Origin of the sequence: Paenibacillus odorifer (assembly GCF_000758725.1) — a bacterium.
Classification (GTDB): domain Bacteria; phylum Bacillota; class Bacilli; order Paenibacillales; family Paenibacillaceae; genus Paenibacillus_AQ; species Paenibacillus_AQ odorifer.
Window position 1 is genome coordinate 2,469,825 of the sequence record NZ_CP009428.1, and the last position, 12,768, is coordinate 2,482,592.

General features: G+C 44.8%; 7 protein-coding genes. 3 read left to right on the forward strand and 4 right to left on the reverse strand.

The genetic code is table 11. The features are described 5' to 3' along the window. Positions 1 to 12: 12 nt before the first annotated feature. Entirely contained in the window at positions 13 to 1,077 is a 1,065-nt protein-coding gene (locus PODO_RS10470) for a YqhG family protein (protein WP_036689447.1), read from the reverse strand. Beyond that, complete coding sequence (locus PODO_RS10475; RefSeq protein WP_038569930.1) at positions 1,074 to 2,819, reverse strand: DEAD/DEAH box helicase; 1,746 nt, start codon at positions 2,817 to 2,819, stop codon at positions 1,074 to 1,076. Before PODO_RS10475 ends, PODO_RS10470 begins: the two co-directional genes overlap by 4 nt. Positions 2,820 to 3,223: 404 nt before the next feature. Between PODO_RS10475 and PODO_RS10480 the strand changes: the two genes are divergently transcribed. After that, positions 3,224 to 5,863, forward strand: a complete 2,640-nt coding sequence (locus tag PODO_RS10480; protein WP_425311671.1) for an adenosylcobalamin-dependent ribonucleoside-diphosphate reductase — start codon at positions 3,224 to 3,226, stop codon at positions 5,861 to 5,863. Between the two features lie 369 nt (positions 5,864 to 6,232). Here the strand turns inward: PODO_RS10480 and PODO_RS10485 are convergent, their stop codons facing one another. Continuing rightward, on the reverse strand, positions 6,233 to 6,631 hold the full coding sequence (locus PODO_RS10485; protein ID WP_038569934.1) for a cytidine deaminase: 399 nt from the start codon (positions 6,629 to 6,631) through the stop codon (positions 6,233 to 6,235). A gap of 237 nt (positions 6,632 to 6,868) precedes the next feature. Here PODO_RS10485 and PODO_RS10490 point away from each other — a divergent pair, with 237 nt between their 5' ends. Beyond that, complete coding sequence (locus PODO_RS10490; protein WP_038569936.1) at positions 6,869 to 7,819, forward strand: methylenetetrahydrofolate reductase; 951 nt, start codon at positions 6,869 to 6,871, stop codon at positions 7,817 to 7,819. 86 nt (positions 7,820 to 7,905) lie between these two features. Here the strand turns inward: PODO_RS10490 and PODO_RS10495 are convergent, their stop codons facing one another. Next, on the reverse strand, positions 7,906 to 9,648 hold the full coding sequence (locus PODO_RS10495) for an SGNH/GDSL hydrolase family protein (RefSeq protein WP_052096947.1): 1,743 nt from the start codon (positions 9,646 to 9,648) through the stop codon (positions 7,906 to 7,908). Between the two features lie 241 nt (positions 9,649 to 9,889). On the opposite strand from PODO_RS10495, the gene PODO_RS10500 reads away from it, so the two are divergent. Further along, on the forward strand, positions 9,890 to 12,757 hold the full coding sequence (locus tag PODO_RS10500; protein WP_038569938.1) for a glycosyl hydrolase 115 family protein: 2,868 nt from the start codon (positions 9,890 to 9,892) through the stop codon (positions 12,755 to 12,757). Positions 12,758 to 12,768 lie beyond the last annotated feature (11 nt).

Consider the following 12,768-nt stretch of genomic DNA (forward strand, 5'->3'; position numbering starts at 1 on the left):
TAGGGTCGCATTCTATAGGCTCCGCAGATGAAACAGTCCATAGGTTACCGCAGAAACTGCGATTTGCGGCTCATATTGCCAAATGGTCTCTTGGCGACGACGGTTATACTGTTCTTGTGTCGCTAGGCGTTTTTCTTCATCAGGCTCCTTCAACAGCTCTCCATAATAGACATCAATGATGTCCAGCTCAACCCTTAGCCGCTCACGCGCCTGTTCTGCCCAAGTATAGTCCAGTTCGGCTAGCTGAGCGGTTAGATGAGTTTCCAATAGTTCGGTAGCGGCTGCTACTGTCATTTCATAAGGCTGGATATGCACATTTTCCGGCAAGCGTGGCATCATCTCTTTTGTGGAAACTTTTGCATTAAAGTCATCAATGATGGTTCCCTTTGTTAGAGAGATGCCAAGATAATGGAGCTCTTCCCGTTTCAAATCGCAGCTCATCTCCACTTTATAGCAGACACTTAGCCATGGTTCGTAAGCGGCAGAGAACAGCGTGTTCCGCTGTCTGCTACCCGGGTCCTCAAATAAGTAAAGGCATTTACCTTCGTCCCGAGCGGCGTTCCAAATTTGTTGCAATCGCTTGCTTCCGTAAATAATATCCTCTCTGCGGATCATCCCGGGTCCAATTCGTGGGAGTGCCGGCACAATGCCGAAGTAGCGAGCTAGAATACTTTCCTCCGGGTCAGTAGATGGAGCATTCACTGCTTCTGAGCCCGGGGAGGCAGATTCGAGTAAGTCAGCGCTGGCCTCTGCATCGTTTGTTACACCTGTAGTTAGGCTTCCGGTGACAACTTGATTCAAAATGCCAGCACTACGATTTGCAATGGGGGGAACCTCTACAGCAGCTTGACTGTCGTATTTTTCCGGATCAAAAACAAAGGTGAAAGAAAGGGTCTCAGGATCTACACCTGTGCGCTCCACGAATCCCCAATAATACGGCCGGTCGGTGAGCATTTTGTCAGCTCTAGGTGATAATTTCACAGTTACGTGAAGGGGCGAAGCCTCAATGATGGAGCATTCAGTGGCTTCAAGATAGTCCATCACATGCTTGCGTACTTCCTGTGCGGTGAGGGTCATGTCGCAGTCTCACTTTCTTTTTTAATACCCTGTGTCAATTCACTGAGGGATTCACCAATATGGTCCAGCTCATGCCGCAATTCTTCGTCGGAGCGGGATTCGAGCATGATTTTGTATAAACTTTTCTCCAGCGATTCCTTCTTTTCAAAACGTTCCAGGATTACATCCAGCCCGCCAATCACCATTTCAAACATATTGATTTTCTCATGCAGCAGATGCAGGATATGTTCTTCAATCGTGCCTTGAGTAGACAAGTTGTAGATCACTACGTCATTTTCTTGCCCTAACCGGTGGACACGGCCGATACGCTGCTCCACGCGCATGGGATTCCAGGGCAGGTCAAAGTTGATCATATGGTGGCAAAATTGCAGGTTTATCCCTTCTCCGCCGGCTTCCGTAGCAATCATAACTTGAGCCCGGCCGCGGAAAAGATCCATCATCCAATCTTTTTTGCCACGGTTCATTCCGCCGGAATAAGAGACACACATCAGCCCATGTTCACGGAAATACTGCAGTAAATATTCTTGAGTTGCGCGATATTCCGTGAAGACGATGACCTTTTCATTCATTTCTTGAATGAGGGCTAAGGTTGTTTCAGCTTTAGTGTTTGTTTTAACGGTACGGAGGGTTTGTAGTAGCTCCATCATCCGGTCTCTTTTTGGTGAATCCGCAGGCAGCTTTTTGATCAAATTAACTAAAGTGATAAAGACGGCATCCCGGCTGCTGCACACCTCACGTTGAAGGGTTACCAGAGAAAGCATGCTGCTAAGATTGCCACCGGATTCCTGATACTGGTCTTTGACAAAGGAAGTAACACTGTTATACAAATCTTTCTCTTCTTGGGAGAGAACTAAGGGAATATTACGGACTTTTCGTTTCGTGAAATTAACTGGACCTTCACCACGGCGATTGCGGATCATGACCTTCGAAAGCTCGTCCCGCAGTTGACCTTCATTCTTGGGCTGGCGTTTATCAACCACGAAATTCGAGGCAAAATCGCCCTGATTTCCAAGTTGCCCCGGCTTCAGTATAGTGATCAGATTAAAGAGTTCGCCCAGATCATTCTGAACGGGAGTCGCGGTGAGCAGCAGGCAATATTTTTTGCGTAATTGCTGTACAAATAGATAATTGGTCGATTTTTTATTCTTCAGCTTGTGAGCTTCATCAATGATCAACATATCGTATTCATTTTCCAGCAGGATTTCCTTATGCGGATCGCGTTTGGCAGTATCCATCGATGCGACGACTATGGCGTTGCCCCAGGAATAGGCTTTTTTCTGAGCGACAGCAGTGATGCCGAATTTCGCATTCAGCTCACGAACCCATTGCAATACTAGAGAAGCAGGTACGAGAATAAGCACTTTGGAGACAAGACCGCGTACGAGATATTCTTTGAGCACCAGTCCTGCTTCAATGGTCTTGCCCAGTCCAACCTCATCTGCAAGAATCGCGCGGCCTGACATTTCGAACAGAACCTTATGCGCTGTATCCAGCTGATGGGGAAGAGGGGACAAGCCGGATAAATGCTTCATACATTGCAGCTCATCGAAGCTCGTTACTAGACCTGTTTCCTCTCCTTGTACGGCAAGCTTAGATAAACGGTAGTCTCCCCATGGGCCGCCCTTTTCCAGTTTGAGCTCCAGATCTTGCAACCAATTACGGTCAAAAGAAAGAGGAACAGGCAGTATCGGCGCGGGTGTTCCCCCTTGCTGGGGTAGAGAATTACGGAATAATTGCGTCATAATGCAGCCTCCTCAAGCTCGGATTTATATCACCATTCGTAAGAGTAGTATGCTCGTAAACGAGAGAATTCATAACCTCTTATTTTTCACGATAGCCTTTAAAAAAGAGAGCAAGAGCGAGAAAAAGCAGCAACGTTTGCGATAATTCGGCAACTTGACTCTATTTTCGAATAAGACCTTCGATACAATATGTGGTATAGTTTAAAAGCTGATGCACACAATATATTGTGACAAAAGCTTGAATATGTATTTTTTATAGAGTGCTTAGCTGGTATTTGTTATTGACAAGATGAGCTTCCTACATACACCTGTTAAGCAGCGGAGGATGGTAAGGGAGTTTTTGTTGTGGGCCCATACCTTGGACCGGAAACTAATATCTACTACACATGCGGGAGGTTTTTTTATTGAGTAAAGTGGAACGTAAGCAACGCCTTGAAGGGCTAAGTGAAAAAATATTTTTGGATCGTTATGCTTGGAAGGATGCAGACAACAACAATGCTAAAGTAGGCGATGTTGTATTGGTGCTGACCAAAGATGATCCGAAGTTTCCAACTAAGGAAGTCGGAGAAATTGTGGAGCGCAGTGGGCGAATCGTAACTGTAAAGACACGCAGTGGCGAGCTTGTGAAATCGGATGTTGAGAAGTTGACCCTTAATATAGAAAAAACTCCTGAGGAAATGTGGGACCGTCTATCCACAGCGATGGCTTCTGTAGAGAAGACACCTGAGCTTCAAGCAGAATGGGCAGGCAAATTCCGTTCAATCCTGGATGATTGGAAGCTTGTACCGGGTGGACGTATTGCGGCTGGTGCAGGTGCTAGTGAAGAATTAACATTGTTCAACTGTTATGTGATTCCCTCTCCAAAAGACAGCCGTGGCGGCATCATGCAGACATTGTCTGAAATGACGGAGATTATGGCCCGTGGTGGCGGTGTGGGCATTAACCTGTCTTCATTGCGTCCTCGTCGTGCGATTGTTAGAGGGGTTAATGGTTCATCCAGTGGTTCCGTATCTTGGGGCGGTTTGTTTAGTTATACTACGGGGCTTATTGAGCAAGGCGGCAGCCGTCGTGGTGCGCTCATGCTAATGATTAATGACTGGCATCCCGATGTTGAGGACTTCATTACCGTGAAGCAAACGATGGGCCAAGTCACTAATGCTAACCTTTCGGTATGTGTGAGCAATGGTTTTATGAAGGCTGTAAAAGAAGATCTGGACTGGGATCTCGTATTCCCGGATACAACCGATCCTGAATATAACGAAATGTGGGATGGCGATCTCGACAAGTGGAAAGCTGCCGGCAAAAACGTTATCCATTATCGCACCGTAAAAGCGCGTGACGTGTGGCGTACGATCATTGAATCGGCATGGAAATCCGCTGAGCCGGGCGTCGTATTCATGGAATACTATAACCAGATGTCTAATAGCTGGTATTTCAACCCGATTATTTGTACAAATCCGTGTGGTGAACAAGGCCTGCCTGGCTGGGGAGTCTGCAATCTGTCTGCGGTGAACCTGTCCAAGTTCTACGATGAGAAAAATCATGATGTGGATTGGGAAGATCTTGCGACTACCACACGTTATTCCGTCCGTTTTCTGGACAATGTAATTGATAAAACACCTTATCATTTCCCGGAAAATGAAGCGAATCAGAAAAAGGAACGCCGCGTGGGTCTCGGAACCATGGGATTGGCGGAGCTGATGATTAAATTGAACATCCGTTACGGCAGCCCGGAATCGTTGGAGTTTCTGGACAAGCTATACGGCTTTATGGCTCGTGAAGCCTACCTTGCTTCGGCAGAAATTGCTGGAGAGAAGGGTTCCTTCCTAGCTTTTGATACTGAGAAATATCTAATGAGCGGCTTTATGAAAAATATAGTCGAAGCGTATCCAGAGGTTGGCGAAGCGATTCGTGAACATGGTATGCGTAACGTTACAGTGATTACACAAGCACCTACAGGTAGTACAGGTACAATGGTAGGTACTTCTACGGGAATTGAGCCTTATTTTGCCTTTAAATATTTCCGTCAAAGTCGTCTTGGCTATGATGAACAGTTTGTTCCAATCGCTCAAGAGTGGCTGGAAGCTCATCCGGGTGAAGAGCTACCGGACTACTTTGTAACTTCGATGGATCTGTCAGCTAAAGATCATATCCGTGCGCAAGCAGCGATCCAACGCTGGGTAGATAGCTCTATTTCCAAAACAGCGAACTGCCCGTCTGACTTTACGGTTGAGGAGACGGCTGAGCTATATGAAATGGCCTTTGATCTAGGTTGTAAGGGTGTTACGATCTACCGCGATGGAAGCCGTGACGTTCAAGTCCTGGAAACCACGAAGAAGGAAGACAAAAAAGAAGCCGCTCCGGTTGCGGCAGAAGAAGCTACAACTACTGTAGAAGCGAGTACAAGTGTTGTAGCAGCAAGTCCAGCGCCTCAAGTGACTACAAAAGAGGCGGATAAACAATACAAAAAACGTCCGCAGGTTCTGCGCGGCGCTACCTATAAAATCAACACACCATTTGGGATGGCATATATTACGATCAATGACCTTGATGGAATACCGGCTGAAATCTTCCTGAATGTAGGTAAAGCGGGTTCTGACGTCTTTGCTATGGCTGAAGCATTAGGCCGTGTCTGCTCCTTGTTCCTCCGTTACGGAGATCATGGTGAGAAAGTGGAGCTGTTGATTAAACATCTGAAAGGCATTGGCGGATCAGGTGCTATCGGCTTCGGCGCGAACCGGGTTGAATCCATTGCTGACGCTGTAGCTAAGGCACTGGAATCACATGTGCTGAACAATGCTCATGATGATCATGTACCTGCTCCGATTGCAGCAACTTTGGAGCTGGAGGATTTCAATGAAGCGTTAAATGCGGAGATAAAATCGAGCGTTCCGTCAGCTACGGAAGATGGACATGGTGGCCATCATGGACATAACCACTCTACGGCTTCCCGTGACCTTTGCCCATCCTGCGGCAGCGCCTCGCTGATTAATATTGAGGGCTGTAAGACTTGTGGCAATTGCGGGTATAGTCGTTGCGGGTAAACGTTAGAGCCAATAAGTGTTTTATGGGAAAACTAGAAATGTGACTATGCATAGCTACTAAAAGCAAGCGATCATCGAGAGGAAGTGTTAATCTTTTATCTCAATGAATCGCTTGTTTTTTTATTATTGATGATGTTCATTAAGAGGTTTTAACTATATGAGTTTGATAATTAGTGTAATTCAAAAGGGAAGTATAATTGTAGAAAAAGATAAGGTTGGAATTGCGATTTGGTAAGTAACAACGTATTTACGCGGTGTGTCTGGTCTGTGAACTCGTGTCTAGCTAAGCTTTTTAACACAAAAAACACGCGTACTTGTCTAACACAGGTACGCGTGTTTTTTGTTATTCTACTACGAGAGGAATTATTTTTACATCTCTAAATTTTTGAATGCGTAAGGCAATAAATCCCTTAAACTCAGCTCTAAGATTTCTTTTTTCTCATTAGTTAAATAGACAGGCATGTCGGGCAAACAGAATTCCGATAATACTTGTCTGCAGATACTGCATGGCGGCAGAAAATCCATTGTGTCACCTGCTACAGCTATAGCCTGAAAATCACCTTTAGTATAGCCCTTTGTAATAGCCGTGAAGATTGCTGTTCTCTCAGCACAATTAGTAGCGCCAAAAGATACATTTTCTACGTTTACTCCATTAATAACATTTCCATCTTTAAGTAATAAGGCTGCTCCAACTGGAAATTTAGAATAAGGGGCATAAGCAGCTTTCTTTGTGTTACGTGCGCTTTCCATTAATTCTTCTTTATTCATAATACTCACCCTTTTTAAATAAGAATGAACCTTTCGGTCCCCTTATCGCCAACTAAGGTTGGCAGGACTTCTAATATTATAGTCACATCAAATGGTTGTCAACATGTACTACTCGATAAGTATCATTAGGGAATCATAGTTTTAAAATATAACTAGATATAGCAAATAGAAGTTACACATATTAAGCCTGCCATGGTAACCTTATCTTAAAAGCGACGAGTAGAGGGGTTTTATAATTTGGGAGCGGCAGAGAATACATTTAAACAAAAAATATTGAGCAAAAAACCGGGTATTATAACATATGGGATGACACCACCGAAGGCAAGCCACGCCCCAGAAAAGGTCTCGGAAATCGCCCAGAAACAGGTTGAAAGACTTAAAAACCTTGATTTAGATGCGTTAATTCTGTACGACGTTCAAGAAGAAGTAGATAGAGTGGATCATGAAAGACCATATCCCTATTTACCAACGATTGATCCGGCTGTCTATGGTGATAAATATCTAAGACAGGTGGAGGTCCCAAAGATAATTTACCGGTGCGTCGGTAATGATACAAGAGCCCAGTTCGAGGATTGGGTTAAAACTGACGAAAATGAAGATAGATTTTCAGTATATGTGGGCGCTTCATCAAGTAAACAAGAGGTGAAATTGAATTTACCAGATGCTTATGAGCTAAGCAAACAGTTAAATAGTAATTTAACTTTTGGTGGGGTTGTCATTCCGGAAAGACATATAAAAAAGAATGATGAGCATATACGGGTTGTCGAAAAGACCAACAATGGGTGCAACTTTTTTATCACTCAGGCAACTTATAATGTAGAGGCATCTAAGAATTTATTGTCTGATTTATATTATTACTATACAAATAACGGTTTTGAGATGGTTCCTATTTTATTTAATCTTGCACCATGCGGCACAGCGAAAACATTACACTTTATGAAGTGGTTAGGGATCAGTATCCCGGGATGGTTAGAAAACGAGTTAAAATACTCGAATGATATTTTGGATAAATCAATCCAGCTATCGCAAAAAATCTTTGAAGAATTACTTGATTTCGGGCTGGAGAAGGGGATTCCAATTGGTTGCAGTATTGAAAGTGTTTCAACAAGTAAATTGGAGATTGAAGCGTCCGTACAGCTTGTTAAAGATGTGAAGGCCATTTTAGATAAAAAGCTGCCTACCAAATAGAAAAAGTTTCCTCAAATTATTGAGAAACCCAGGTCATTTATAGACCATGGGTTTCTTTTTAGGTTATATGCCACTAGGTCAACTCATTAAACATTATAGCCGAAGCCCAGTATAGTAAAAGACTTGTCCTGATCTTCCGGCACCATTCTGATTTCTATCTGATGCTCCCCGCTAGCCTCATTTTGATAAAGAATTACCGGATTGCAATGTGTCCAGTTATTCTCATGTGGATCAGCGGTGACTACAAGACAACCATCGACGTAAATGTTCGCCTTGCCGAATTCGCTGCTGCCAGAATCCTTGTATACGAGGATGAGATTTTTGCTTGTTATCGTCAGCTTGAAGCTGTGTTCCCCAGACGACGCTGAATGCATCCAATTTTGAGGGAATTCCGGAGTTCCGAAAGAATTGGCATCCATTTCTACCCGCTGCAAATCGGTATCGATCCCCGAAAATCCGCCTACCTCAATCCTGCCTGCGTCAATATGGCTTTTGCGGTCCAGCAGGAGGGTTCCCGCAAAATCATTCCCGATGACCGGATGCTGATCCAATAGGAGATCATCTTCGTCCATTAGCGTTTTGTGGGTTTCGGAGAATAAATAAGCCAGACAATCAGCCATCACCCGGTGACCCTCATTAGTAGGATGATAGATATCATAGAAAAATTGCCGTTTCGAGAGGATGTTCCCCTCATTTTTGCTTAGGCGGAACTGCCCGGATACCGCATCCTTTACACTAACCATAGGAAGATTATAAGCTCGGCCAATGGGGGAGAGCCGTTCCTGCAGGTTCCAGTCATTCATAAACACGCTGAACAGGAGAACTACTGCCGGTCTATTATCGGCGGAAAGTATTTTTAGGCATAAGCTTTCAAAACAGTTGCCTTTCGTTTCATCCCCTTCGTCGTTTACCGCAAATTCCACCACCACGATATCCGGTGTTACAGAACCTTCCCGGAGAATATCCCTTTCATAACGGATGACCCCAAGCTCGGATGGTGTTCCACCTACCCCAGCCTTCACAAAATGGATGTTCCCGCCACCATTCGTACCGAATAATTCCTTAAATCTCAGATACGATTGGTAGGCATAACATTCTGTATGGATCGGTTTAGCGCCTGCTCCCTGAGTAATGGAACCCCCAATATAAGCAATCGTGACATCCTCACCTTTTATAGCCTTATGGATGGCAGTTTTTAATCTTTTATTATTGCCCGGATGAAGCAAGGATTGGGTAATGATCTCCCGGTATTCGTTAGAATCAAACGCTACAGGCGGTTCAATGACTAGCTCTGGTACAGAATAACCGTCATGCAAATAAAAAATTATACTCGCAATGGCCAGTTCGCCTTCATGTTTAAATTCAAAGGCGAATTTGCCGAGCACTGCATCCTCTTCAGACCATTCCAAATCCTCCAACTTCAAGAGAATCTCAGAACCGTCGGAGGGACAGGGCACACGTATGCTGCTGCCTGTTTCGTATTTGCTGGTTTTGCCCCAGTTCTGCAATAGAAAAGAGATGGGTTCGTTCTGCTCAGGATCCCTTCTCACAGACACTCCAATACTATGAACCAATTTGCGAAATCCAACGCAGTTTCCTAGCAGCTCCAGTATTGTCTCATCAGTGACGCCGCCAATATATCTGGCCTTGTCGATTAGATAGTTACCTTCCAGATAAACTTCCTGTGAAGGTGGACCTTCGGCCCGGGCTGTCGCCTCAATCGCGGTTTCGTAGAGCACAAAAAAACCGTTCCTGCGTTCAGCCGGATCCTTGGGTGCCTTTGGACCTTCAATCTTGCCTCCTGTAATGATCCCGTTATTGTTTTTCATATTGATCATCCTCGCTTTTTGTATAAGCTTTTCTTGTTATGGATGCGCTTGCAAAAAACATATTTTTATTTGAAGGAATACCTGTTAACAGTAACACCAAATATCCAGATTGTTCAACCGATAAACAAAGTTTCGTTTAATAATTACAAAAAGTTGCTAGTTTACACATGGATGTTGAAATCGCTTACTTATATAATGTGCCTAGTCATACGAAAATAGGATGCTTAAGGGGAGAATTATCATGCCTACGAAGGAATTGCACCTTGTGAAGCAGGGAAGTGCTGCCAAGATTTACGTAGACCCCATGGGGGAAGATTATGAGGGATTACGCCGGGTGGCACAGTCTTTTGCAGCAGATGTTAAACAGGTAACAGAGGTAGAGCCTGAGATATATACACAATTGAACGAATTGGATGGAACAGTCATAATCGCTGGGTCGATAGGGAGTAATGATTTTATCGATGATTTAATCGCGGAGGGAACCGTTGATGTATCGGCCATCCAAGGTAAAAGAGAATGTTATAAAATTCAGGTGGTTGAACAACCCACAGCGGAAGTGGACAAGGCGCTCGTCATTGTAGGAAGTGATAAACGGGGGACGATTTACGGGTTGTATTCGATCTCCGAAAAGATTGGAGTTAGTCCTTGGGTGTACTGGGCGGATATTGTGCCGGAGAAGAAGCCGGCATTGTCCATTCCTGATAACCAGCTTCATGTGATCTCCAAGGAGCCTTCGGTTAAATATAGAGGTATTTTTTTGAATGACGACTGGCCGTCTTTAGGTTCTTGGGTAACTCAAAGCTTTGGTGACTTTAATGAAGATTTCTATGACAAGGTATTTGAACTCATTCTTCGCTTGAAGGGGAATTATTTATGGCCGGCGATGTGGAGCGCCGAATTCAGCCTGAATGGTAAAAGCAGCCCGATTGCCAACGCCAAGCATGCACAAGAATACGGAATTATTATGGGGACCTCCCATCATGAACCCTTATTCCGGGCAGGCAGTGAATGGCAGAAGGTATACAGCCAATACGGAACAAGTAACCTATGGGATTTCGCCCGTAATAAACAGGCGATTACAGATTTCTGGGAAGACGGAATCAAGCGCAATCAGGCCTTTGATAACTTGATTACCCTAGGCATGCGGGGGGAAAGTGACTCTGCGCTGGAGGGCTCCGACCAGGAGAATATTGATCTGCTGAAGGATATTATACTTACGCAAAAAGAACTATTGAAGAAATACAATCTTGAACATGCACCGCAAATTTTGGCCGTTTATAAGGAAGTTGAGAAGTACTGGTATGGCACTGCCGGGGTGGAAGGGTTGAAGGACTGGGATGTTCTGAATGACGTTACGATCCTGCTTGCTGACGATAACTTTGGCAATCTCCGCAAAATCCCGACGAAAAACGAACGTAACCGCAGCGCAGGATGGGGGATATATTATCATTTTGACTATCATGGTGGTCCGCATTCCTATGAATGGTTAAATACGACCCCGCTTGAAAAAGTCTGGGAGCAAATGTGTATGGCATTCGACTATGGCATCCGTGATGTATGGATTGTGAACGTCGGAGATTTGAAGCCTATGGAATTGCCCATTTCCTACTTTTTGGATTTGGCCTACGATTTTGAGGCTTGGGGGACAGGTGCAATCAATCGGATTGTGGAATACACCAACCGTTGGGTAGAGCAGCAATTCGGATATGCGCTGGAACAAGAGACATGTCTGGGAATCGCACAATTGTTAGGTGATTATACCCGGATGAACGGTCGGCGCAAGCCTGAAATTATTTATCCGTCCACCTTCAGTCCTATCCATTACAATGAGGCGCACAGAGTTCTGGAGCAAGCGGTGATGATCGAGAGGGCTGCCAACAAATACGATGAGCTAATCCCGGAACAACTAAAGGATGCTTACTTCCAGCTCGTATATTTCCCTGCTGTTGCCTCGGCCAATGTGGTCAAAATGCAAATTTATGCAGGACTGAACCATCTATACGCTAAACGAAATAGTATGTTGGCAAATACTTACGCTGCTCTGACCTGCGAAACCATCGAAAGGGATAAGCATCTGGAGCTGGTTTATAATAGCGGAATTTCGGATGGGAAATGGCAGGGAATGATGAGTTCCCCTCATGTAGGGTATATACATTGGAATGCAGAAGGGTGGAAATATCCGGATGTAAACACCCTGACTCCCGCCAGAGGTTCTTTAATGATTGTCGATGTGGAAGGAACGGAACAAGCGTATGTTTCCGGCACAGCTAATCTTCCGGTAATTACAAATCTTCAAAAAGAAAACTATCGCATCACAATCAGTAACGGTGGAGAAGCGGGTTTTGAATATCAGGTGCGGAGCAGCGTGGATTGGATCAAGCTTGAGAAAATACGCGGCTGGATTGAGGCAGGGGAGACGCTTCAGGTTTCCGTAGATTGGGAGAAGGTCAAAGAAGCATCGACGGGCGAAATTACGATCTCCGGTGCCGGGAATATAGTTAAGGTGAAGGCAGCCGTGGATTGGATAGACATTCCGGATGTGCCACCGATGACTTTCATCGAGACCCATAATATTGTGTCCATTGAAGCGGAGCATACCATAACTCGTGTTTCGAAATCAGGGGTGGTATGGAAGACCATTGACAGCTATGGACGTTCTTTATCCTCGGTTAAAATGTATCCGGATGCTGTATCTTTTGAACAACCGGAGGATGCACCTTATCTGGAATATCGGATTATAGTGCAGCAGGACACTGATTATAGCTTAACCGCGTATATTGCGCCGACAAACAATCTGTCACAAACTAGTGGGTTGAAATATGCGATAGGTTTCGATGATCAGGCACCCGTGATTAAGGATGCTTTACCAACGAACTTTGAAGGCGGTAATCATGATAATGAACCGTGGTGCCGCGCGGTTATGGACAATATTCATGCTGTGACCACCAGCCATGCTTTAACAAAGGGTCTTCATACCCTCCGCTTTTACGGATTGGATGCGGGTCTGGTTCTGCAAAAGCTTGTATTGTCCGCTGCCCAGCTTCCTTATTCCTATTTAGGGCCGGAGGAGAGCTTTTATACTAGCGGGACGGCGTCCATTCTTAGTTAGGTTGAATTAAA

Coding starts and splice junctions, on each gene's coding strand:
- PODO_RS10470 (WP_036689447.1), bottom strand. CDS start 1,077: ATGACCCTCACCGCACAGGAAGTACGCAAGCATGTGATGGACTATCTT.
- PODO_RS10475 (WP_038569930.1), bottom strand. CDS start 2,819: ATGACGCAATTATTCCGTAATTCTCTACCCCAGCAAGGGGGAACACCC.
- PODO_RS10485 (WP_038569934.1), bottom strand. CDS start 6,631: ATGAATAAAGAAGAATTAATGGAAAGCGCACGTAACACAAAGAAAGCT.
- PODO_RS10495 (WP_052096947.1), bottom strand. CDS start 9,648: ATGAAAAACAATAACGGGATCATTACAGGAGGCAAGATTGAAGGTCCA.
- PODO_RS10500 (WP_038569938.1), top strand. CDS start 9,890: ATGCCTACGAAGGAATTGCACCTTGTGAAGCAGGGAAGTGCTGCCAAG.